The following is a 21,395-nucleotide window of genomic DNA, read 5'->3' as shown; positions in this document are numbered from 1 at the left end:
GGCTCATTGCAACAATTGCCAGAGGTTGGCGGTTTACCTCACACTTGCGTGACCCGTGCCAGCACAGCAACCCGGACGTCCTGCGCGCCCGCTTTCAGGCAGGCATCAGTGCACGCACTAAGCGTGGCGCCTGAGGTCATTACATCATCCACAATCAGCACAGTCTGCCCAATGACTTTTTTCTGCCAGTTTGGACCAATTTTAATAGCCTCGCCCAAAAGACTGTACCGTTGATCCCTGGTCTTTCCCTCCAATGCAGGTGTGCGGCAGACGCGCCTCAGCAGATCAGGACACTGTTGTAACCCGCTCTTGCGGGCCAAGACCTCCGCCAGCAAGGCCGATTGATTGTATTTGCGTTTCAGAAGCCGTGTCCAATGCAGCGGCACCGGACAAACAAGCGGATTACCCTGCAACAGCGGTTGCGCTGCCCGGTACAGCCAATTACCCGCAGGACCGGCAATTTCCGTGCGGTCTCCATGCTTCAGGGCCAGCACCAGCTTGCGACCCTGCCCTTCATACAGCAGCGCAGACCGCCCCTGGCTCCAGGGCCGCGAATGATGCAGGCAGCTATCGCATTCCTGGCGAAATCCATCAGCTTCCCCCGGCAAGGGAACTCCGCAGCCTTCACATACGGTACCGGTGACAAAGCGCATTTCGCCCCAGCAAACGGCGCATAATCCAAAGTCGCTTTCGACCAGCCCGCCGCAACCAAGGCACCGGGACGGGTAAATCAAAGAAACAGCAGTTTGAATCCGGGCAGTCAGCATCTAAATAGCCCTCATGACACAAGCACCCAAGCAGATCTTCGACCGCCGCACGCTGAACGCCCGCCGCTCACGCCGCAGTCCGGATGCTATGTTCCTGCACCAGTTGGCGCGGGATGAAGTTGAAGATCGCCTGAGTTTGGTTAACAGGCCCTTTACGACCCCTGCCGTGGTCTGCCCTTTTCCTGAAGTCTGGGACGGGTTCCTGACCGGGACTGCTATTGTACCGGATGGCGATGTGCTTTCGCTGAAAGAGGGCGCACATGATGTGGTGATCCACGCCATGTGCCTGCATTGGGCCAATGACCCGGTCGGCCAGCTGATCCAATGCCGCCGCGCGTTGAAGGAAGACGGGCTTTTGCTTGTCATCCTGCTGGGCGGTCAAACCCTGCACGAGCTGCGCACCGCAATGGCCGAGGCAGAGACCAGCGTGATGGGCGGTTTGTCGCCACGAGTAGCCCCGATGGGTGAGATCCGCGACTTGGGCGGCCTGTTGCAGCGTGCAGGATTCGCCCTGCCGGTCGCCGATCTGGTGCCGCTTACCGCCGAATACCGTGATCTGACCCACCTGATTCACGACCTGCGCGGAATGGGCGAGACCAACGCCCTCGCCCAGCGCCTGAAACGCCCAGCACCACGGGCGCTGTTTCAGATGGCAGACCACATCTACCGGGAACATTTCGCCAATGCCAAAGGTCGGCTGCCCGCCACCTTTGAGCTGGTTTGCCTCACCGGCTGGTCGCCCTCGGACAGTCAGCAGAAACCCCTGCGCCCCGGCTCCGCACAGATGCGGCTGGCCGATGCGCTGAAAGTGCCGGAAGCCAAGCTGTGATTGCGATAATCTGCACCTATGACTGCGCCAATGAGAACCAATTGGCTTTTCGCCCGTAAAGACAGTAACTTCCACTCGTTCCCCTAATTCCAAGCCCTACAGGACCTGCCCATGCTGGACGCTGCCCGGACCGTCAAATGCCCTTCCCACGCCCCGGCTGATCACCCCGAGATTTCGGCCGGGAAGGTCGGCATCCTGCTGGCCAACCTCGGCACCCCGGACGATTACTCCTACTGGCCGATGCGCCGGTACCTGAGCGAGTTCCTGTCAGACAAACGGGTGATCGATTACCCGGCCTGGAAGTGGCAGCCGTTGCTGCAGCTGATCATCCTGACCAAACGGCCGTTTTCGTCGGGCGCGGCCTATAAATCGATCTGGAACCACGACCAGGGCGAGAGCCCCCTGATGACCATCACCAAAGACCAGACCGCCAAGATGGCAGAGGCGATGAAGGCCCGTTACGGCGATCAGGTGATGGTTGATTTCTGCATGCGCTATGGCAATCCGTCGACCAAGTCCAAAGTGCGGGCTATGGTGGAGGCAGGCTGCCAGAAAATCCTGTTTGTACCGCTTTACCCGCAATACGCCGGCGCCACCTCAGGCACCGCCAACGACCAATTCTTTCGCGCGCTGATGGCAGAGCCCTGGCAGCCTGCCGCCCGCACAATCGAGCCCTATTTCGACCAACCCGCCTATATCGACGCCTTGGCACGCTCAGTTGAAGAGTCCTATGCCAAGGCAGAAAAGCGTCCGGATATCCTGGTGGTGTCCTATCACGGAATGCCCAAACGCTATCTGATGCAGGGCGACCCATACCATTGCCAGTGCCAGAAGACGACGCGTCTGCTGAAAGAACGGCTGGGCTGGGGCGACACAGAAATCACCACCACCTTCCAGTCGGTATTCGGCCCTGAGGAGTGGCTGAAACCCTATACCGTCGATCACGTCGCCACGCTGGCCAGGGAGGGCAAGAAGAACATCGCAGTGATCGCGCCTGCCTTCTCTGCCGATTGCATCGAGACCCTGGAAGAGATCAACGAAGAGATCCGCGAAAGCTTTGAGCACGCCGGTGGCGAGGATTTCCTGTATATCCCATGCCTCAATGATGACGATGATCACGTTGCGGCACTGGCAGGCGTTATCGAGCAGAACCTGAAAGGCTGGCTGGACTAACCCGCCGCCCCAGTCCAGAAAGTATCCAATATTCAGTTTCCGGACCGGCCGGAAAACAGGGAGATATTGGATGACGCTTGCGCATTGGGGCAAAATCCTTTGGGAGCATTGGGGTATCGAGGCGGAGCTCACCCGCCTGGATGGCGAATACGATCTGAACTTCCTGGCCAAAGGCTTGGATGGCCAGGGCTATGTCCTCAAAGCCATGCGCCCCGGCTGCGAGGAATGGCTGGTCGATATGCAAGTAAAAGCATTCGAACACATCGCCAGACAGCTACCAGACCTGCCATGTCCTCGGGTGATAGTTTCTATCAGCGGCGCCTCCCTGCTGAAACTAGCGGATGGTGAAGGCCGCGACCGTTTGGTCTGGCTTCTGAATCAACTGCCGGGCCGCTGCTATGCCAAGGCTGAACCGAAAACAGATGCTCTGATCCATGAAATCGGCCAAGTCCTGGGCAACGCCGCGAGAGCGCTGGCAGACTTTCATCACCAAGGCCTCGAACGCGACTTCAAATGGAATCTCATGCAGGCGGGCTGGATCACAGATCAGCTCTTCTGCATCACCGACCCCGCGCGCCGCGCAATCCTGCAGGATGTTGCCGCAGAGTTTTCCCATTTAGAGCCTGTTCTGGCAAAACTTCGCAAACAAGCCATCCACAATGATGCCAATGATTACAACATTATGGTAGCGGGTGAACTCGGCGCAGCACGCCGGGTATCCGGTCTGATCGACTTAGGCGACATGTGCGTTGCACCGCGCGTCTGTGACTTGGCAATTGCTGCCGCATATATCGTTCTGGATCACCCGGCACCGGAGGCAGCGCTTGCGTCCATCGTTGCAGGCTACCACGCGGCATATCCGCTGACCGCCGCTGAGGTGGACCTGGTCTGGCCGCTGCTGCAAATGCGGTTGGCGGTCAGTGTCGTAAATTCCACCCTCATGGCTGCAAACAACCCGGATGACCCTTATGTGACCATCTCGCAGGCGCCGGCCTGGCGGTTCCTGGAAAGCAATGGACTGAACAGCGGATTGGTGAAAGCCCGGCTGCGTGCCGCCTGCGGCTTGCCGGTGGTCGAAGGCGCCGACCGGGTCATGGCATGGCTGGACCAGGAGCGCGGCGGTTTTGCACCTTTGATGGGTGCTGATCTGGTGGATGCGCCTATGGGATCGCTGTCGGTAGAACATTCAACCTGGCCCCAGAACCCGTTTCACATGCCCCTGGAAGAAGCCGCCAGAGTCGGTGAAGAATTTGAGGATGAAGGTCGTATTTGGCTGGGGTACTATGCCGAACCCAGACTGATTTACACAGATACCGCATTTCGCAGAGGACCGTGGAAAGCAAGCAACCGCCGTACCGTGCATCTGGCAGTGGACGCATTTGCACCAGCGGGCACGGCGATGTTCGCGCCATTGCGGGGCGAAGTGATTGCCGCCGAAAACCGCAGCAGGCACCTAGACTACGGCGGAGTAATTATTCTGCGCCATGAAACACCGGATGGGGATTCGTTCTACACCCTTTACGGTCACCTGGATCCTGAATTTCTGAACCGTTTGAAACCGGGTGATACGGTCGAAAGAGGTGAAGAATTCTGCCGCCTTGGCGATCCCAGCCAAAACGGCGGCTGGGCACCGCATGTTCATTTTCAGCTGGCGCTGACCACAGAGGGAATCGAAACCGACTGGCCCGGCGTTGGCGATCCTGACGAAATGTACCTGTGGCAGGCGCTCTGCCCTAACCCGGCTGCGCTTCTAAATCTGCCGGCAGAAAAGGTTCTCTATCAGCCAACACGCAAAGATGACGTCCTGGCCGGGCGCCGTGCATATTTCGGCGGCAACCTCAGCCTGACTTACAGCAATCCTGTCATGCTCGTTCGCGGCTGGAAGCACCACTTGTTTGATGAATGGGGTCGACCCTATCTGGATGCCTACAACAACGTGCCACATGTCGGGCACGCCCATCCGCGCATCCAGGCCGTCGCAGCTGACCAGTTAAAGCGGGTGAACTCCAACACCCGATATCTGCACCCGGCACAAACCGCCTTTGCGGAAAAGGTGCTGTCCAAACTGCCCGATCATTTCGAGGTTTGCTTCTTCGTCAACTCAGGAACAGAGGCAAACGAACTGGCGCTACGCCTGGCCCGCGCCCATACCGGGAAGAAGGGTATGGTGACACCGGACCATGGCTATCACGGCAATACAACCGGCGCGATCAGCCTTTCCGCCTACAAATTCAACAAGCCCAAGGGAATCGGCAAAGTTGACTGGGTAGAGCTTGTCGAAGTTGCCGATGACTACCGCGGTTCATACCGGCGTGATGACCCGGACAGGGCGCAAAAATACGCCGCTCTCGTCGACGCAGCAATCCTTAAACTTCAAGATGCAGGCCACGGCGTTGCTGGATTTATCGCTGAAACCTTTCCATCAGTTGGCGGCCAGATCATCCCGCCAAAAGGGTATCTGTCTGCAGTTTATAGGAAAATCCGGGCGGCAGGCGGTATCTGCATTGCAGATGAAGTGCAAACCGGTCTTGGGCGGCTTGGCGAGTGTTACTTCGGGTTTGAACATCAGGGTGCCCTGCCGGATATCGTTGTGATGGGCAAACCGATCGGCAACGGCCATCCTTTGGGCGTTCTTGTCACGACAAAGGAAATTGCCGAAAGTTTTGACAACGGTATCGAGTTCTTTTCAACCTTCGGCGGCTCAACTCTCTCCTGCCGGATCGGGAAAGAAGTACTTGATATCGTGGATGACGAGAGCCTGCAGGAGAATGCCCGCAGCCAGGGCAAGCGGCTGATTGAAGGCCTGAAAATGCTTGAGCAGAAATACACCTGTGTCGGCGATGTCCGCGGCATGGGGCTGTTTCTCGGGCTGGAATTGATCAATCCGGACGGCTCACAAGCCACAGAGATCTGTTCCTATGTAAAAAACCGGATGCGAGACCACAGGATTCTGATCGGCAGCGAAGGACCCAAAGACAACATTCTAAAAATCCGGCCGCCACTGACCATCGATACAGATGGCACGGACATGATTGTCAAAACCCTGGATCGCATTCTTCGGGAAGTGGAAGCGTCCTGACGAGCGCCATCGGTTCATCTTCGGGCAACAAAAAAGGCGGTGGTTTCCCACCGCCTTTTCTGTAACCGTGTATCGAAATTAGTTCGATGCAACAGCCGCGCCAACCAGAACCAGCAGCAGCAGCGGCAGCAGAATGCCGCTGGAAGAACCCTGAGCTTCTTCCACGATGACCGGCGGTTCAACGACCGGCTCGGACAGGTTGCCAGCAGTGGCAGTCGAAGCAGCAGCGGTCAGCGCAGCGGCGATAACGAGTTTTTTCATTTTAACCTCCAGAATTTGCGCGGATCAAACATCTGAACCGCGCACCCAAGACTTACCTCGTATTTTTTTCTAACCAGCAAAAACGCGGGATTGCAATTGCTTGTTATAGTTAACAGCCTAGCGCCCTGTTGCGTGTCGTCAAATTAGCAACACCTGTGTGCCTACTTTTGCCAGGCTGAACAGTTCCGCGATATGCTCATTGTAGAGGCCAATACATCCGTTCGATGATTTCCGGCCGATCTTGCGCGTGTCGTGGGTTCCATGGATTCGATAGTACTTCCAGCCCAGGTACAGCGCATGGGTGCCAAGCGGGTTGTCCGGACCCGGCGGAATATAGGCCGGCCATTCAGGGTTCCGCTTTCGCATGTTGGGTGTCGGTGCCCAGCTCGGTCCTTCCACCTTTCGCACGACCTGCGTGCGACCGCGGCGTGTCAGGTCGTCCGACAGCGGCACAGATGACGGGAACAGCTTGTAGGTGCCTTCGTTTGCTGACCAGTAATGCAGCGCCCGGCTGTCGATATCGACCAGGATTGCCCCATTGCGAAGATTGTCAAAATAGGGCCGCCAAGACTTGGCACGGAACGCCGATATATTTCGTTGAACCGGCGGTTCAGGTTCGGGCGGCGGCCGCAAAGGATCGAACGCCTGTTCATCGTCACTTTGCGCCAGCGCAGAGGAACCTATCAACGCAGCGCCACCAGCAAGGAACTGCCTCCGGCTGAAGACTTCAAAAGAGTTTCGGGGCATCACATATTCCAACTTGCGCATTCAAGGTAAAGGTCTGATGCATTTTATGGCTGGAAAGCCGCAGTCGCAAATCAATCCGGTAGTCAAGTCTGCATAATTCTGCCGGCCTGTTTGCACAGCTGCCACAGGAAGGATAAATGCAACAGCAACTGATGGAGCGAGAGAGCATTATGAATCGCGTGTTTTTGCTGATGGCAGCTGCATTTCTTACGGTCGTGGCAGCTTGTACGCCGACTTTGGAGTCCGGCAGCACTTACCGCATCAGGAATGCTGACAAGGTGCAGCTTCGGATGCTCGACTCTGTCAATGCGCTGCGTCAGGCCTCGGGCGTCCAAAACGTTCAGCTGAATGCTGAACTTACCGCCGCAGCGGCCACTCATTCGCGCGATATGTCCGTGCAGAATCGGCCTTGGCACTTCGGGTCAGACGGATCGTCTCCGCTGGATAGGGTCGCCCGCGCCGGATACACGGGCACTCTGCTAGGCGAAAACATTTCCGAAACCTACGAAAACGAACAGCAAACCCTGACTGCCTGGTTAGAGAGACCGGCCACGCGTGCAGTGATCCTTGATCCCAAGGCTGTGAACATGGGCTTTTCCTGGTTCCAGGAATCGAATGGAAAAATCTGGTGGACACTGGTGATGGCAGATTAAACTGCAGCGCCGTGCAAAAGCAGGGCGCTGCGTGAAATCACCAGCAGTCAGGTCCAGCGCATCCGCGCCAGACCTTCAGTTCCCGCCCATCAGTTCCGATCAGGGCCGCAACGCGATTGTGGTGCCATCGTTCACCATCGCGTAAATTTCCTCAATCTCACTATTCGTCACGGCGATGCAGCCTGCTGTCCAGTCGTCAACCCGGGCCGCGCGTTTGCGGTCTTTGGGGTTGTTCGGCTGCCCATGAATAAAGATTTCTCCACCCGGCCGCTTGCCTTTGGCGCGCGCGCGGGCGCGATCCTGATTGTTGGGATAAGAAATCCCAACCGACAGATGATAGCGGCTGTTCGGGTTTCGCCGGTCGATAGTATAGGTGCCTTCCGGAGTCTTGCCATCGCCTTCAAAGCGCTTGGGCCCCAGTGGTGCAAATCCCAGATCGACCTCATACTCCCGAAGGACGTCGTCGTTGTGCATCAGGTACATCTTGCGCGCACCTTTGTTGATCACAACCGAAGTGACTTGTGGGCCGTCATAACTCTTGAATCTGTTTACCGATCCGGACGTCGCACTGCAGCCCGCCAGCGCCAGGCTAGCGGCCGCACTGATGCCAAATGCCCTTCTGTTCATGTTCCAGCCTGTATTCTTTTTCTGCCTCTACACAGGCTTTAGCGCGAAACTGCTGTTAAGGAAATTCACAATTTCCTGTCCGGGGCCGCATCTCCGGTTAGTTTTTGCTCAATCGCTTCCAGCCTGCTCAACACCTCATCCCGGTAAGCGTCTGTGCGCTCTACCTCTTCCTCGCCATGAGCATCCTGCATCGAATTCACGATAAGACCGACCAGCAGGTTCACCACGGCAAAGGTTGTGACCATGATGAACGGTACAAAGAATGCCCAGGCGTATGGATGCACCTCCATGACCGGGCGAACAATTCCCATGGACCAGCTTTCAAGCGTCATGATCTGAAAGAGCGAATAGGCACTGAGCCCCAGATTGCCGAACCATTCCGGGAAGTCCTGGCCAAACAGTTTGGTCGCAATGACCGACCCGATATAGAAAATAATCGCCATCAGCAGAAAAACTGACCCCATACCCGGCAGCGCAGTGATGAAGCCTTCGACGACCCGGCGCAGTCTTGGTGCAACCGAGATCACCCGCAGCACCCGCAAGATACGCAGCGCCCGCAAGACGGACAGACCCTGTGTCCCCGGTGCCAATGCAATGCCGACAATCACGAAATCAAACACATTCCAGCCGCTCAGGAAGAACCGAAGCCGCCGCACCAAAAGCTTGGCAAGGATTTCGACTACAAAGATGGACAAGCAGATCTTGTCGATCAGATGGATCAGCCCGCCAGCCTTCGCCATAACCGACGGAGCGGTCTCAAGCCCCAGCGTGACAGCATTGATCATGATTACGGCTGTGATGAAGCGGCCAAAGCGGCTGCTGTCCAGAATGGCTTCCAGGCGGCGGGTCGGTGTCATCACTTGAATATCCGTCATTCTCAGTCTGTCAGGGAAAATCTTGCGACGAGTTCGGTATGGGCCGACCAGCGGAACTGGTCAACAACCTGAACCCAATCAAGGCTGTAACCCGCAGAGACCAAGATCTTTGCGTCTCGGGCAAAGCTGACCGGATTACAGGAAACATAGGCGATCACCGGCGTGCGCGCCTGAGCCAGCTGTTCAGTCTGTGTCTCAGCGCCGGCCCGTGGTGGGTCAATGACTGCAGCATCAAAGGCTGCGCCAAAGGGGTTTAGATCTACTGGCAGCAGTGGATTGCGAAACAGATCGCGGGCTTCAATGGTGACTTTCTTCAGACCTTGGGCCTTGCGCCATCCGGTATCCAGTGCCTCCAGCATCTCTCTCTCGCCTTCCACGGCATGCACTTCGGCATGCTGCGCCAAGGGCAGCGAGAAGGTTCCGCAGCCGGCAAACAGATCGACGATCCGCTTGGTGCCTTTGGTGATTTCCAGCACACTGGCCAGCAGCGCATGTTCACCCTCGCGGGTGGCCTGCAGAAAGGCGCCTGCCGGCGGGCAAACACGGGCAGTGCCAAAAGGCTGCACCGGTGGCTGTTCCATCGCGACCGGCTCGTCGTCCCAGGTCAGGCGGGCAATCCTGTGCTTTTCGGCCAGTTGCGCCAGCTCAATGCGCAAAGGCCCATCCAATGGTTTGCCGTTCTTGACCAGCATGTCCAGTCCGGCCTCAGAGGTGGTAACGGTTACTGCCAGCGGCGCCTTGCGGCTGGCGCCAGCCAGCGCCAGCGCTTCGGCCACCGGTATCGCCGCCATCAATGCAGGCGCCAGCAATTGGCAATCGGGAATTTCGGTAATCACATCCGATGCCTGACCATGGAAACCTGCCATCGCCCCTTTCTTGGTGCGCCGCACCGACAGGGTGGCACGGCGGCGGGAAAGCGGTGGCGAGGTGAGGATCGGCCGGAATTCTGTTTCCAGCCCTTGCGCCGTCAACGCATTGCGCACCACATCCGTTTTCCAATCCGCCACAAAGGCATCGCTGGCGTGCTGCAACTGGCAGCCGCCGCAGGATTTGTAGTGGCGACAGGGCGGCTGCACCCGATGTTCCGAGGGCGTCTCGATCCGGATGCCAGTCAGGCGGCTGCCCTCCACGGTTCCGGTGACGGTTTCGCCCGGCAGCGTGCGCGGTGCAAACAAGGGACCGTCGGCCACGCCATCACCCTGATGGCCAAGCCGACTGATCGTTACTGTGGTTCTGGCTGCGTCAGTCATGGCCGCTCCATAGCGCGGGCCAGGCATCAGCAAAAGCAAAATACGCTGGGAACTTTATTCAGCAGCTTCCACCGTGTCCTCATCTGTACAGATAAAGCCGCCTGACTGCCGGGTCCAGAACTTGGCATAGAGCCCGTCTTTGGCCAGCAATTCTTCGTGGTTGCCGATTTCGGCAATCCTGCCCTTATCCATCACGATGATCCGGTCCATTTCGCTGAGCGTGGACAGACGGTGTGCAATCGCCAGCACCGTTTTACCGTCCATCACCCGGTGCAAAGCCACCTGAATCGCGGCCTCAACTTCAGAATCCAGCGCTGAGGTCGCCTCATCCAGCACCAGGATCGGCGCATCCTTGAGAATAGCCCGCGCCAGCGCGATCCTCTGTCGCTGCCCGCCCGAAAGCTTTACACCGCGCTCCCCCAGATAGGCATCGTAGCCCTGGCGGCCCTGCCCGTCTTCCAGATCCGTGATGAACTCATGCGCCTCGGCCTTTTCCGCCGCGGCGACCAATTCATCTTCCGAAGCGTCCGGCCGCCCATAGAGAATGTTCTCCCGCGCCGAACGGTTGAACATGGCCGTTTCCTGGGTGACCATGCCAATCTGGCTGCGCAGCGAGTTCTGTGTGACGCCGGATATTTCCTGGCCATCAATCCTGATCTGGCCTTTTTCCCCTTCATAGAGCCGCAGCAGCAATGAAACGAGTGTCGACTTGCCTGCCCCGGAGGCCCCGACAATCCCCAGTTTCTCTCCCGGCTGAATGGTCAGGCTGATGTCCCGCACCCCGCCCACATCGCGACCATAGGCGAATTCCACCTGGTCAAAGACTATCCCGCCCGCGCTGACCTGCAAATCTGCAGCGCCCGTCACATCCTCTACCCGGTCCTGCACCGAAAGCGTCTTCATGCCGTTTTCGATTTCTCCAACATTGGAGTAGATCGCCATCATCGTGAAACTCACCCAGCCGGTCATTTGAGCAATGCGGATGGAGACGGCGCCTGCAGCCACAATATCCCCTTCGGTCGCTGTTCCGGATTTCCACAGAAACAAAGTCGCCCCGATCAGCAACACAGGTAGAATGCCCGCCAGGCACATCAGGGAGAACCGGAAGCTGGCGGAAAGATAGCCAAAATGCAGCGACTTCTCGCGGAACGTGACCATTGCGTCCTGTGCGGTGCGCTCTTCGTGGTCGGCATGAGCAAACAGTTTCACCGTTTTGATGTTGGTGATCGAATCCACTACCTGCCCCGTTACCATCGCTCTGGCGCCTGCCCTGTCTCCTGAACGTTCGCGCACCCGAGGCAGAAACCAGCGGATCAAGGCGAAATAGCCGATCAGCCAGGCCAGGAACACTCCGGTGATGCGCCAGTCGATAGAGCCTAACAAAGCCAAAGACCCCACAAGCGACGCCAACGCAAAGGCAACCACATTGATCATCTCAGTCGTGACAGAGGTCACAGCCGTGGCTGTCTGCATCTGTTTCTGGGCAATCCGGCCGGCAAAATCATCATCAAAGAACCGCACCGACTGACCCAGCGTCCAGCGGTTCAGGCGCGACAGCACCAGCGGGCTCACATTGGGCTGCACCACAATCGCGTTTGAGGCCGCAGACAAGCCAAACAACACCGGGCGCACAAACAGGAAAAAACCCAGCGCCAGCGCGATTACTGTAAAATTGCCCACGGAAAAGAACTGCTCTGGCCCGCTGGAAATGGCAGTGTCGATCACCATACCGAGGATAAAGGCAGTGCCTGCCTCCATCCCGCCGGCCAGCGCCGAAAACGCAGCCGCCATGAACAGCATCGGCCAGGCGCCGGACAGGCACCAACGCAGGAAAGCCCCCAACCGTTGCGGTGGCGGCCCCTTAGCCGGGCGGAAGGCGTCGATCAGGTTGCCTATGTTCATTCTGCTGCCTCGATGTTCAGGAAGCCGCCGGACTGGCGCGCCCAAAGCTGTGCATAAAGCCCCTGCGCCTGCAATAGCGCCTCATGCGTGCCTTCTTCAACTATACGGCCCTGATCCATCACCAGGATACGGTCCATCTGCGCGATAGTGGACAGCCTATGTGCAATAGCGATCACCGTTTTGCCCTGCATCATGCCGTACAGTGTCTCCTGAATGACGGCTTCCACCTCAGAATCCAGCGCCGAGGTCGCCTCGTCCAGCACCAGGATCGGTGCATCCTTCAGGATCACCCGCGCCAGCGTCACCCGTTGGCGCTGACCGCCAGACAGTTTCACCCCGCGCTCGCCCACATGGGCATCATAGCCTTTGCGCCCCTGCGGGTCCTCCAGGTCCAAGATGAAATCATGTGCCTGTGCCTGTTTGGCGGCGGCGATCATCTGATCCTCAGAGGCATCGGGACGGCCATACAGCAGGTTATCCCGCACCGAACGGTGCATCAGCGCACTGTCCTGCTGGACCATGCCGATCCGGCTGCGCAAACTGTCCTGCGTCACGGCTCGGATGTCCTGGCCGTCGATCAGAATCTGACCGCTTTCGGCGTCATAGAACCGCAAGAGCAGCTTGACCAAGGTCGACTTGCCGGCACCCGACCGCCCGATCAGACCGATCTTCTCGCCCGGCTGGATGGTCATGCTGATCTTGTCCAAACCGCCGGCCTCACGCCCGTAGTGGTGCGAAAGGCCGCGCAGCTCGATTTCGCCCTCGGTCAAGTGCAGCGGGTCCGCATTGGCGACATCCACCAAGTCGATGGGCTGGGCGATGGTTTCCATGCCTTCAGCAACAACGCCCAGCTGGCGGAAAAAGGAGGTCAGTGCCCACATGATCCAGCCGGTCATCGCATTCAGCCGCAAAGTCAGTGCCGTTGCTGCCGCCACCAAGCCAACTGAAGCACTGCCCTGCATCCACAGCATCACCGCCCAGCCGACCACACCGACAATCAGCAGCCCGTTCAGCATGACGAGGACCGCATCCATAACAGTGAAAATCCGCATCTCGACCTGAAAAGTTTTGCGGGTGTTTTCAATTGCCTCCCGGGCATAGGTCAATTCATGGTCGTGATGGGCGAACATCTTGACCGAGTGGATATTGGAATAGCTATCAACCACACGGCCCGTCACGGTAGAGCGCGCATCCGAAGACGCCTGACTGGCCGGACCAACCCGTTTGACGGTCCACATCACCAATAGCGCATAGAGGCCAAACCAGATCGCCAGCGGCAGCATCAGCCGCACATCCGCAACCCAAAGCAGCACTGCAGCGCCGACCAGATAAGCCAGTGAAAAGGTGATCGCGTCAAAGACCTGAAAGACGACCTCCCCTGCGGCAGGCGGAGTTTGCATAATGCGGTTGGCGATACGGCCGGCAAAGTCATTCTCAAACCAGCCGACCGATTGACGCAGAACCTGCTTATGCGCCCGCCAGCGGATCAGCGTGCCATAGTTCGGCAAGATCGCGTTGTTCAGAAGCACCACATCCAGAAACTGGATCACCGGACGCAGCAACAGGATGAACAAGGCCATCAGGATCAGTTCTGTGCCATAGTCCTGCCAGACCTGTTCGGGTGTGCCGGACATGATGTCCACGACGCGGCCCATGTAATAGATCAGCCCGACCTCAATCGCGGCCACAATCACCGACATCAGCGCAGCCAAGGCAAACAGGGTTCTAAACGGTTGGGAATAGTCGCGCAGAAACGGCCACAGCCGGGTCGGCGGCGTGTCGGTCTCAGGGTGGGCACAATAGGGATCAACGAGGTTTTCAAAGAAGCGAAACATGCGGGTGCTCCAGTCGTTCGAGCATGAATTTGGAATACAGATGCAGACAGCGGGTCGCCCAAGGCTCCCACGTCCCCAACGGGGTAAGGTCTCAGGCGTTAGAGAAACCAGATCCCGTAGTACATCAGCATTCCTCCCGTCATGTGGTTGCTGCCTAAGGCTTAAGCAAGATTTTTTGCTTTGTCACCCCCCTGCGGTTGTGACGCTGCTGACAGGGTATGTCAGCGGAGGGAATCCAGCAGCTCTTCCCGGGTCAATGTGAAATCCGAGGCAATCCAATCGGTCTCAAGTTTTTTCAAGGCCGCGCCCAGCGCCGGACCCTTGAAACTCGGCAGAAGATCGCGCGATTTCACCGGAAAGACAGCCGCTGCACCCCGCGCTATTTCATTCTCTGAATGAGGCACGACTGGCTGTTCCAGTAACGCGGCACGTAAAAGCAGTGCATCCATTGCTTGTCTTGCGCCAAGTTTGTAACCCAGTTTCACTGCGCCATCAGTCCCCTCCGCCGCTTCCCGAATTGCAGCCAGTTGAACAGCCTGCGCCTTGCTGAGCCGAAGGGCTTCCTGCACCCTTTCTCCGCCCAGCGCAGCAAGCCGGCGGATGGGAGACGCGGCCCGGTCTCCCTCTAGGTGAATTAGCGGAGCCAAGGCACGATCGTCCGCACCGGGAAGCACTTTGATCAGGGCGCCTGATTGCCTCATCGCTGCTATCGAGGGCGCAGGATCCGGCGCAGCCAGAAGTTTCAGCAGTTCAGCCCCGATGCGTTCCTTGGACAGTGTCGTCAATCCGTCCAGGTTTGCAGCAATTGCCGCCAGTGCCTCAGCATCGAACCCTTCTGCGTGATCGCCATACCAGGCATGAAACCGGAAATAGCGCAGCGACCGCAGGTAATCCTCCCGGATGCGGTTCTGTGCTGCTCCGATGAACCGTACTCGCCGCGCCTGCAGATCCGCCATGCCGCCCAGCGGATCAACGACCTCTCCATCCGGTCGTGCATAAATCGCGTTCATGGTAAAGTCGCGGCGGCGGGCATCTTCGGCAATATCCTTGGAGAAGGCCACCACGGCACGACGGCCATCGGTGGCCACATCTTTGCGGAAAGTTGTGATCTCATGCGGGATGCCGTCTTTGACCAGCGTCACGGTGCCGTGGTCGATGCCGGTCGGGACAGCTTTGATACCCGCCCGCGCGGCCAGCGCCATCACCTGTTCCGGCAGTGTATCTGTGGCGATATCCATATCCGAGACCGGCTCTTCCAGCAGCGCATTTCGCACGCAGCCGCCAACAAACAGCACTTGCGCGCCATCCGCTGCAACAGCCTGGCAAACCGCCTGGGTTGCCGGGTCATTCAGCCAGGGCTGATCTATCCGCATGAACGCTCCATCCGTGCTGCCAAACCGCGCAGCATCCGCGCGGTGGCCCCCCAAATGTAATAGGGGCCGTAGGGTACGGTATAATAGCGGCGGCGGGCACCGCGCCAGCGTCGGGACTCAATGATGTAGTTGTCCAGCTTCAGCACATGGGACAGGGGAACCGAAAACACCTCTGCCACTTCGCCCTCTTCCGGGCGCACAGTGAATTCTTCCCTGATCAGTGCAACCACCGGCGTCACAGAAAAACCTGTCACAGTCTCATGCTCCGGCAGGCTTCCGATTATCTTCGGCAGATCCTGCGGCAGGCCGATTTCCTCCCAGGCCTCGCGCAACGCCGCAGCACCGGCATCCTTGTCACCAGCATCCACCTTGCCGCCAGAAAAGGCAATCTGGCCCGGGTGGTGTTTCAGGGCCGAGGACCGCTTGGTCAGAATCAGCCGCGGTATGCCTGCAGTAAGGGAGATAGGTACCAGAACCCCGGCCGGGCGCAGCTTGCGCCCTTCTGGCAGAACCGTTCCGGGGTTGAGGTCAAAATCAGAGGAGCCGCTGCCCTGCTTGCCCAGGGCAGCGGCGAGATTTCTGGTGAGCTGTTGAGCAGCGTCACTCACCGGGCGGGTTTTCCGCGTCAAACCCTACGCTCGCCGGGTCCAGATCGTAATGCGCGCCACAGAACTGGCAATCGGCAGTGACCCGGCCATCCTCGTTCGTCATAGTGCCTATGTCCTTGGCCGAATAGATGGACAGGCTTTGCCGTACCCGCTCTTCGGAACAGGTGCAGCCGAAACGGACGGCCTGGAAATCATAGACCCGGGGTTGTTCCTCGTGAAACAATCGGATCAACAGGTCGGTCGGCGATACTGACGGACCAACCAGCTCCAGTTCCTCCACCGTATTCAGCAGCATGGTGACCCGGTTCCAGTTCTCTTCCTGGTCGCCGGAAACAAGATCGCCGGCCTGAAGAACGTCTCCCGATCCTTCCCCCTGCGCCGCAAAAGGCGACGCCTTAGGCATACTTTGCAGCATCACCCCACCTGCGCGCCAATGCGCAGCCACGCCAGCCTCAGCGGACTTTCCGAAACTCAGCTTGAACATAGTCGGCAGCTGTTCAGATTGGGCAAAGTAAGCTTCGGCGCAGGCCCGCAGCGACTGACCAGAGAGCGGCGTAATCCCCTGGTAAGGCTTGGTGCCATTGCCCTGGTCGATCAGGATGGCGAAATATCCTTCGCCGACTTGGTCAAAGGGATTGCTGTCTGTCAGCCGGTCGCGATCAAAGCTTGCATAGGCGCGGATTTGGCCAATCTCGCCTTCCTTCTGCGGCGCGTAATAATCGGTTGCGATCATCCGCACCGCACCTTTGGACTGAACCTGCAGCGACAGCTTCCAGCGGAGCGAAATGGTTTGCCCAATCAGCGCTGTCAGCAGTGCCACCTCGGCAACCAGCGCCTCGACTACTGGCGGGTAGTCGTGCTGTTTCAGGATACCATCCAGAACACCGTCCAGCCGCGCCACGCGGCCGCGCATGTCGGATGCATCAAGCTGGAAAGGCAGGACGGTGTCGTCCCACGCGATTTTCGAACCAATAGTCATGGGGTTTCCTTACGCGCCGGGGATTGGCATACCGGGGCTATATAGGAGAAACAGCAGCAGAGTGAAGGGGCCTGCCGGTGATCAGACGTTTTGGCGAGACGCCGCAGAAGGGTCAGACCTACCGCAGACGTCCCGGCGCCTATGCATTGCTGCCGCGAGACGGCAAGCTGCTTGTCACCTGTCAGTATGATCCAGACCCGGATTTGCAGCTGCCGGGCGGCGGTATCGATCCTGGGGAATCACCGATTCCTGCATTGCACCGCGAAGTCTATGAAGAGACCGGCTGGAAAATCTCTGCCCCGCGCAAGCTGGGGGTTTTCCGGCGCTTTGCCTATATGCCGGAGTATGATCTTTGGGCCGAAAAGCTATGCAATATCTATGTGGCCCGGCCGTTGCGCCGCATCGGCCCGCCGCTGGAAGACGCGCATGAAGCGCTTTGGATAGCACCGCAAGAGGCTGCCACCCGTCTGGGCAACGCCGGCGACCGCCATTTTGCTGCCCAGCTGGCAAGTCGTATGTGACAAGACCGGTTGTGCTGTAAAAATGCATTAAATCCCAGCAAAGCCAGGACATCAGATCAACAGCTGTGAGGGTTTTCTAGGGCCCCTGATACTCGAACAAAGTGGCGGAAACATCATCCTCCAGACCGTGTTCCTTGCTCATTATCTGGGTCAATTGCCAATATAGGTCGTCCAGAAACTCTTTGCCGCTCCGCTCTGGTCCGCATTTTTGAACCAGATCAAGCAGGCCTTCAGGCTCTAACATGGAGCCATCCTCCAGACGCGCCTCGGTGAATCCGTCGGAGAACAACAGAAGACGGTCACCGCGCTCCATTGTGAACTCTTCCTGGCTGTACCCGATATCCGGCACCAGGCCGACCGGCACCCCCCCCTTGCCGATGAATTCCAGATCGCCGTTCCTGCGCATCAGCAGCGGATGCGGATGACCGGCCTGCACCATTTTGACAGTTCCATTGCGCAAATCAGCAATGCAGTAGGCCATGGTGAAGTATTCTTCGATCCCGGTATCAGCAATCAGCCGCGCATTCAGAAGGCTGGCAACTTCTTCGGGCTGGCGCAAAGCGTAAAAACGGTTGAACCGTTTCTCCATGCCGACATTCTGATCAAAGTAGTTGGACGACAGGTATCCACCCAAACGCGCAGTCATCATCGCAGAGGTGATGCCATGGCCTGAAACATCAATCGAATAAAACCCGATTCGATTGACACCAGGTGAGAACATTCCCACCAGATCGCCGCCGATATGCCCGCAAGGCTTCAGCAGCAGACTGACAGAGGAAGATCCAAATTCCTTGTACAGTTCCGGCACCAGAGATTCCTGGATTTTTCGGGCTTGGATCAAATCCTTGTCGATTGCATCGTAGACCCGCTGCAACTCACCCAGTGTCTCAGACACAATACGGTTCTTTTCAGACAGTTCCCGCTGCATTCGCAGAATGCGCTCCCCCGCAGAGATCCGCGCCCGCAATTCATCCGAGCTGACAGGCTTCGTCAGGAAATCGTCAGCGCCCGCGTCAAGTCCTTCGGCTACCTCATTTTTTTCGCTCTTGGAGGTCAACAGAATGAAATAGGCATAATCTTCGCTGGCGCGCGCGCGGAACGCGCGGCAAAATTCCAGCCCGTTCATGCCCGGCATCATCCAGTCGCTGAGAATCAGATCAGGGGTTTCTGCCTGGCAGATCTCCATCGCTGCCTCGCCGCTGTCCGCTTCAACGACATCGAAACCCCACTTTTTCAGGGATGCTACAAGGATACGTCTTTGCAGCCGGCTGTCATCCACAACCAGCACACGGCGTATTGATCCGGCCACTGTCTGGTCCTCGTCGTCCATCGAACTTTCTGGCAGCACCGAAGGCACCTCACAAATGGCAAAATCAGAAGATCTTGTGATACAATCGGTCCAGAGATTTAACAGGCGGTGAAGCCTAAAATTTTAGCTTCCTTCTTTATTTCACCATATTTTTACTGCAATCAACTTAAGAAGTGCGCACAGCGAAAGATCGTAAGGACGTATCACATGATTGACTGGCCGCGCGTTTCAGAGTTGCGCGAGGAAGTAGGCCCCGAAGATTTCGGGGAAGTTGTTGAAATCTTTCTCGAAGAAGTTGAAGAAGTCATCGGCAAGCTGGACGGCGGCAACCGTAGTCAGCTGGAACAGGACCTGCATTTTTTAAAAGGCAGCGCGCTCAACCTTGGGTTTGAAACGTTTTCCTCTTTGTGCCTTGACGGCGAACGCAGGTCTGCGCAAGGCGAAGCTGACAGTGTCGATGTCAACGCCATTGTTGCCAATTTTCAAGCTTCCAAGTCCACCTTTCTGACCGGACTGGCAGAGAAGTTCTGATCCCTTAGGGGCCTAAATCACGAACTGCACCAGTGTCTCATCCTGGGTGATATCCGTATAGGTCATGCCCGCTGCATCCAGACGCGCGAACAACTGCTCGAAATTTTCCGGACGTTTTGTTTCAATACCGATCAGAACCGAGCCAAAATTGCGTGCCGATTTCTTCATATATTCAAACCGGGCGATATCATCTTCAGGCCCCAGAATGCCCAAAAATTCCTTCAACGCACCGGGGCGCTGAGGCAAACGCAGAATGAAGTACTTCTTCACCCCTGAATAGCGCTGCGCCCGTTCCTTGACTTCGGGCAGCCGCTCGAAATCGAAATTACCGCCGGACGTAAGGCAAACAACTGTCTTGCCACGAATCCAGCTACGCACGTCTTGCAACGCTACAACCGACAAGGCACCGGCCGGCTCCAGCACAATACCTTCCACATTCAGCATTTCGATGATGGTGGCACAGATCCGGTCCTCGGAAATGGACAGCACATCCGGCAACGGCACGTCCTTCAGGATGTCGAAGGTCTGATGGCCGATTCGCCCGACTGCAGCCCCATCGCAAAAGGTATCAACATGATCCAATGCCACCGGTTTGCCAGCGGTCAGCGCCGCCCGCAGGCAAGCCCCGCCTGAAGGCTCCACAAACAAACTGTGGACCTCATCGCCAAACCAGGAGGCCACACCAGAGGACATGCCGCCGCCGCCCACCGGCAGGATAACATGATCCGGCGCCTTGCCCAGCTGCGCTTCGATCTCGACGGCGATAGAGGCCTGGCCTTCGATTACATCCGCATCATCAAAAGGCGACAGGAAATGCCCCCCCTTCTCGGCGCACCATTCCTGCGCTGCAGCCAGGCAGATGTCGAAATAGTCGCCGACCAGATGGATCTCGATATTGCTGCCACCGAACATCCGGGTTTTCTGGATCTTCTGCTGTGGCGTGGTGACCGGCATGAAGATCACGCCTCGCCTGCCCATATGGCGGCACATGAAGGCAACACCTTGGGCGTGATTGCCGGCCGAGGCGCAAACGAACAGCTCCTGATCCGGCTGCTTGCGCATCGCGTTCATTGCGCCACGGATCTTGTAGGAACGGACCGGGCTCAGGTCCTCGCGTTTCAGGTAAATGTCGGCGCCGAAACGCTCGGACAGATGCACATTGCGTTGAAGCGGCGTGGGCGGAAACACATCGCGCATCGCCGCCTCGGCCTTGCGGGCCTGGGTCTTGAAATCGCTCATGTGTCCTTCAGTGGCGCAAGCCCGCCCCCAAGGCAAGGGGCGGGCGAAAAGCATACACAAGAATACTGTTAATCAGATCGGACGGCCTTCGGCGTAATGTCCAAACAACGTCGTGAGCAGGCTGATGTTGATCAGTGAGAGTGCAACAGACACCACCAGCGAGAGGACAGCCGCAATGGTCGGCGATCCCGCTGTGGAATCAAGGATGAATTGGGCTGCGTATTGCAAAGCCACCAAGATGGCCGACAGGCCAAGCAAGTCTCCGAAAGCCCCGCTCGTCGTGTTCCAGGCCTCCCGCAGCCCCATGGCAGCGCCAAGCGCCGCCGCAGGAAGCAAGACTGACAACCGTAATACAAAGTAGGTGACAACAATAGAGAGCGGTAAATCCAGCAAAGACAGCGCGGGTGCGCCTGCCCCGCTCAATATGGTTGCAAACAACATCGCAACGAGAACCACTGACAGCATAAGACAGATCAGCACCAAAACAATCTGCAGCGATCGGCCTAAATAGGCCAGGACCCTGTCACCTTGCAGTGGCGGCACCCAGCCTTGCGGTATTTCCTCCAACAGAACAAAACGATGCCAGGCAACGACGCTCCACATTCCGATCAAAAGCGAAAGAGCGACCACTAGAAACATGGGGCCAAGCAAGCCCGAACCTTCCGGCAACAGGGTCACCACCCCCAACTGCATATCTGCCCACAACCCTGTCGAATTCAGGAATGTTGCAAGAATCGCGACGATCAACAGAGTTGGCACCAAAAAGACCCGAAGCAGGTCCCCGAAGTTGCGTACCAGCATCCCAACCGAATGGCTGAACAAAGCCCAAGGTTTCAT

20 protein-coding genes are annotated in these 21,395 nt (G+C 57.7%); 6 read left to right on the top strand and 14 right to left on the bottom strand.

What is annotated here, in order from left to right:
• Positions 1–38: 38 nt before the first annotated feature.
• Positions 39–767: a double zinc ribbon domain-containing protein gene (locus ACP151_RS02130; RefSeq protein ID WP_424977196.1), complete on the bottom strand. Its 729-nt coding sequence runs from the start codon at positions 765–767 to the stop codon at positions 39–41.
• 13 nt (positions 768–780) lie between these two features.
• Between ACP151_RS02130 and ACP151_RS02125 the strand changes: the two genes are divergently transcribed.
• The 3 genes from ACP151_RS02125 (at position 781) to ACP151_RS02115 (ending at position 5,848) form a co-directional block, all read left to right on the top strand.
• Positions 781–1,596 (top strand): methyltransferase domain-containing protein, encoded by an 816-nt coding sequence (locus ACP151_RS02125; RefSeq protein ID WP_424977195.1) that lies wholly within the window; start codon positions 781–783, stop codon positions 1,594–1,596.
• A 111-nt stretch (positions 1,597–1,707) separates the two neighbouring features.
• Positions 1,708–2,769 (top strand): ferrochelatase, encoded by a 1,062-nt coding sequence (gene hemH / locus ACP151_RS02120; protein WP_424977194.1) that lies wholly within the window; start codon positions 1,708–1,710, stop codon positions 2,767–2,769.
• 70 nt (positions 2,770–2,839) lie between these two features.
• On the top strand, positions 2,840–5,848 hold the full coding sequence (locus ACP151_RS02115) for an aminotransferase class III-fold pyridoxal phosphate-dependent enzyme (RefSeq protein WP_424977193.1): 3,009 nt from the start codon (positions 2,840–2,842) through the stop codon (positions 5,846–5,848).
• A 78-nt stretch (positions 5,849–5,926) separates the two neighbouring features.
• Here ACP151_RS02115 and ACP151_RS02110 read toward each other — a convergent pair whose 3' ends face one another.
• Positions 5,927–6,109, bottom strand: a complete 183-nt coding sequence (locus ACP151_RS02110) for a hypothetical protein (protein ID WP_024092111.1) — start codon at positions 6,107–6,109, stop codon at positions 5,927–5,929.
• A 138-nt stretch (positions 6,110–6,247) separates the two neighbouring features.
• The gene (locus tag ACP151_RS02105) at positions 6,248–6,856 is read right to left on the bottom strand and encodes a L,D-transpeptidase (RefSeq protein ID WP_424977345.1); all 609 of its coding nucleotides are present in this window, start codon (positions 6,854–6,856) and stop codon (positions 6,248–6,250) included.
• A 170-nt stretch (positions 6,857–7,026) separates the two neighbouring features.
• Here ACP151_RS02105 and ACP151_RS02100 point away from each other — a divergent pair, with 170 nt between their 5' ends.
• Positions 7,027–7,509: a CAP domain-containing protein gene (locus tag ACP151_RS02100; RefSeq protein ID WP_424977344.1), complete on the top strand. Its 483-nt coding sequence runs from the start codon at positions 7,027–7,029 to the stop codon at positions 7,507–7,509.
• A 99-nt stretch (positions 7,510–7,608) separates the two neighbouring features.
• On the opposite strand, the gene ACP151_RS02095 is transcribed toward ACP151_RS02100, so the two are convergent.
• From ACP151_RS02095 to ACP151_RS02060, 8 genes are all read right to left on the bottom strand, one after another.
• On the bottom strand, positions 7,609–8,136 hold the full coding sequence (locus ACP151_RS02095) for a L,D-transpeptidase family protein (protein ID WP_424977192.1): 528 nt from the start codon (positions 8,134–8,136) through the stop codon (positions 7,609–7,611).
• A gap of 65 nt (positions 8,137–8,201) precedes the next feature.
• Positions 8,202–9,011, bottom strand: coding sequence for an ion transporter (locus tag ACP151_RS02090; protein WP_424977191.1), 810 nt, complete (start codon positions 9,009–9,011; stop codon positions 8,202–8,204).
• Positions 9,012–9,013: 2 nt separating this feature from the next.
• Positions 9,014–10,261 (bottom strand): class I SAM-dependent RNA methyltransferase, encoded by a 1,248-nt coding sequence (locus tag ACP151_RS02085; RefSeq protein ID WP_424977189.1) that lies wholly within the window; start codon positions 10,259–10,261, stop codon positions 9,014–9,016.
• 54 nt (positions 10,262–10,315) lie between these two features.
• On the bottom strand, positions 10,316–12,163 hold the full coding sequence (locus ACP151_RS02080; RefSeq protein WP_424977188.1) for an ABC transporter ATP-binding protein: 1,848 nt from the start codon (positions 12,161–12,163) through the stop codon (positions 10,316–10,318).
• Entirely contained in the window at positions 12,160–13,998 is a 1,839-nt protein-coding gene (locus tag ACP151_RS02075; protein WP_424977187.1) for an ABC transporter ATP-binding protein, read from the bottom strand. Before ACP151_RS02075 ends, ACP151_RS02080 begins: the two co-directional genes overlap by 4 nt.
• 221 nt (positions 13,999–14,219) lie before the next feature.
• The gene (locus ACP151_RS02070; protein ID WP_424977186.1) at positions 14,220–15,371 is read right to left on the bottom strand and encodes a CCA tRNA nucleotidyltransferase; all 1,152 of its coding nucleotides are present in this window, start codon (positions 15,369–15,371) and stop codon (positions 14,220–14,222) included.
• Complete coding sequence (locus tag ACP151_RS02065; RefSeq protein WP_424977184.1) at positions 15,362–15,979, bottom strand: CoA pyrophosphatase; 618 nt, start codon at positions 15,977–15,979, stop codon at positions 15,362–15,364. The genes ACP151_RS02070 and ACP151_RS02065 overlap by 10 nt, the downstream gene beginning before the upstream one ends.
• Positions 15,972–16,958 (bottom strand): Hsp33 family molecular chaperone HslO, encoded by a 987-nt coding sequence (locus ACP151_RS02060; RefSeq protein ID WP_424977182.1) that lies wholly within the window; start codon positions 16,956–16,958, stop codon positions 15,972–15,974. The genes ACP151_RS02065 and ACP151_RS02060 overlap by 8 nt, the downstream gene beginning before the upstream one ends.
• 77 nt (positions 16,959–17,035) lie before the next feature.
• On the opposite strand from ACP151_RS02060, the gene ACP151_RS02055 reads away from it, so the two are divergent.
• Positions 17,036–17,479: an NUDIX hydrolase gene (locus ACP151_RS02055; RefSeq protein ID WP_424977181.1), complete on the top strand. Its 444-nt coding sequence runs from the start codon at positions 17,036–17,038 to the stop codon at positions 17,477–17,479.
• A gap of 76 nt (positions 17,480–17,555) precedes the next feature.
• Here the strand turns inward: ACP151_RS02055 and ACP151_RS02050 are convergent, their stop codons facing one another.
• Entirely contained in the window at positions 17,556–18,809 is a 1,254-nt protein-coding gene (locus ACP151_RS02050; RefSeq protein WP_424977343.1) for a PP2C family protein-serine/threonine phosphatase, read from the bottom strand.
• Between the two features lie 186 nt (positions 18,810–18,995).
• Between ACP151_RS02050 and ACP151_RS02045 the strand changes: the two genes are divergently transcribed.
• On the top strand, positions 18,996–19,319 hold the full coding sequence (locus ACP151_RS02045) for an Hpt domain-containing protein (protein ID WP_424977179.1): 324 nt from the start codon (positions 18,996–18,998) through the stop codon (positions 19,317–19,319).
• A gap of 12 nt (positions 19,320–19,331) precedes the next feature.
• Here the strand turns inward: ACP151_RS02045 and ilvA are convergent, their stop codons facing one another.
• On the bottom strand, positions 19,332–20,558 hold the full coding sequence (gene ilvA / locus ACP151_RS02040) for a threonine ammonia-lyase IlvA (protein ID WP_424977178.1): 1,227 nt from the start codon (positions 20,556–20,558) through the stop codon (positions 19,332–19,334).
• A gap of 72 nt (positions 20,559–20,630) precedes the next feature.
• The gene (locus tag ACP151_RS02035) at positions 20,631–21,395 is read right to left on the bottom strand and encodes a hypothetical protein (RefSeq protein ID WP_424977176.1); all 765 of its coding nucleotides are present in this window, start codon (positions 21,393–21,395) and stop codon (positions 20,631–20,633) included.

The organism is Leisingera sp. S232, assembly GCF_049800895.1.
GTDB lineage: Bacteria > Pseudomonadota > Alphaproteobacteria > Rhodobacterales > Rhodobacteraceae > Leisingera.
Note: the sequence above shows the minus strand (reverse complement) of the source record. Positions and strands in the feature narration are given on the sequence as shown.

Excerpts from the sequence above, each read along its gene's own strand:
- ACP151_RS02130 (WP_424977196.1), bottom strand. The coding sequence starts at position 767 with ATGCTGACTGCCCGGATTCAAACTGCTGTTTCTTTGATTTACCCGTCC.
- ACP151_RS02125 (WP_424977195.1), top strand. The coding sequence starts at position 781 with ATGACACAAGCACCCAAGCAGATCTTCGACCGCCGCACGCTGAACGCC.
- hemH (WP_424977194.1), top strand. The coding sequence starts at position 1,708 with ATGCTGGACGCTGCCCGGACCGTCAAATGCCCTTCCCACGCCCCGGCT.
- ACP151_RS02115 (WP_424977193.1), top strand. The coding sequence starts at position 2,840 with ATGACGCTTGCGCATTGGGGCAAAATCCTTTGGGAGCATTGGGGTATC.
- ACP151_RS02110 (WP_024092111.1), bottom strand. The coding sequence starts at position 6,109 with ATGAAAAAACTCGTTATCGCCGCTGCGCTGACCGCTGCTGCTTCGACT.
- ACP151_RS02105 (WP_424977345.1), bottom strand. The coding sequence starts at position 6,856 with ATGCCCCGAAACTCTTTTGAAGTCTTCAGCCGGAGGCAGTTCCTTGCT.
- ACP151_RS02100 (WP_424977344.1), top strand. The coding sequence starts at position 7,027 with ATGAATCGCGTGTTTTTGCTGATGGCAGCTGCATTTCTTACGGTCGTG.
- ACP151_RS02095 (WP_424977192.1), bottom strand. The coding sequence starts at position 8,136 with ATGAACAGAAGGGCATTTGGCATCAGTGCGGCCGCTAGCCTGGCGCTG.
- ACP151_RS02090 (WP_424977191.1), bottom strand. The coding sequence starts at position 9,011 with ATGACGGATATTCAAGTGATGACACCGACCCGCCGCCTGGAAGCCATT.
- ACP151_RS02085 (WP_424977189.1), bottom strand. The coding sequence starts at position 10,261 with ATGACTGACGCAGCCAGAACCACAGTAACGATCAGTCGGCTTGGCCAT.
- ACP151_RS02080 (WP_424977188.1), bottom strand. The coding sequence starts at position 12,163 with ATGAACATAGGCAACCTGATCGACGCCTTCCGCCCGGCTAAGGGGCCG.
- ACP151_RS02075 (WP_424977187.1), bottom strand. The coding sequence starts at position 13,998 with ATGTTTCGCTTCTTTGAAAACCTCGTTGATCCCTATTGTGCCCACCCT.
- ACP151_RS02070 (WP_424977186.1), bottom strand. The coding sequence starts at position 15,371 with ATGCGGATAGATCAGCCCTGGCTGAATGACCCGGCAACCCAGGCGGTT.
- ACP151_RS02060 (WP_424977182.1), bottom strand. The coding sequence starts at position 16,958 with ATGACTATTGGTTCGAAAATCGCGTGGGACGACACCGTCCTGCCTTTC.
- ACP151_RS02050 (WP_424977343.1), bottom strand. The coding sequence starts at position 18,809 with ATGGACGACGAGGACCAGACAGTGGCCGGATCAATACGCCGTGTGCTG.
- ACP151_RS02045 (WP_424977179.1), top strand. The coding sequence starts at position 18,996 with ATGATTGACTGGCCGCGCGTTTCAGAGTTGCGCGAGGAAGTAGGCCCC.
- ilvA (WP_424977178.1), bottom strand. The coding sequence starts at position 20,558 with ATGAGCGATTTCAAGACCCAGGCCCGCAAGGCCGAGGCGGCGATGCGC.
- ACP151_RS02035 (WP_424977176.1), bottom strand. The coding sequence starts at position 21,395 with ATGAAACCTTGGGCTTTGTTCAGCCATTCGGTTGGGATGCTGGTACGC.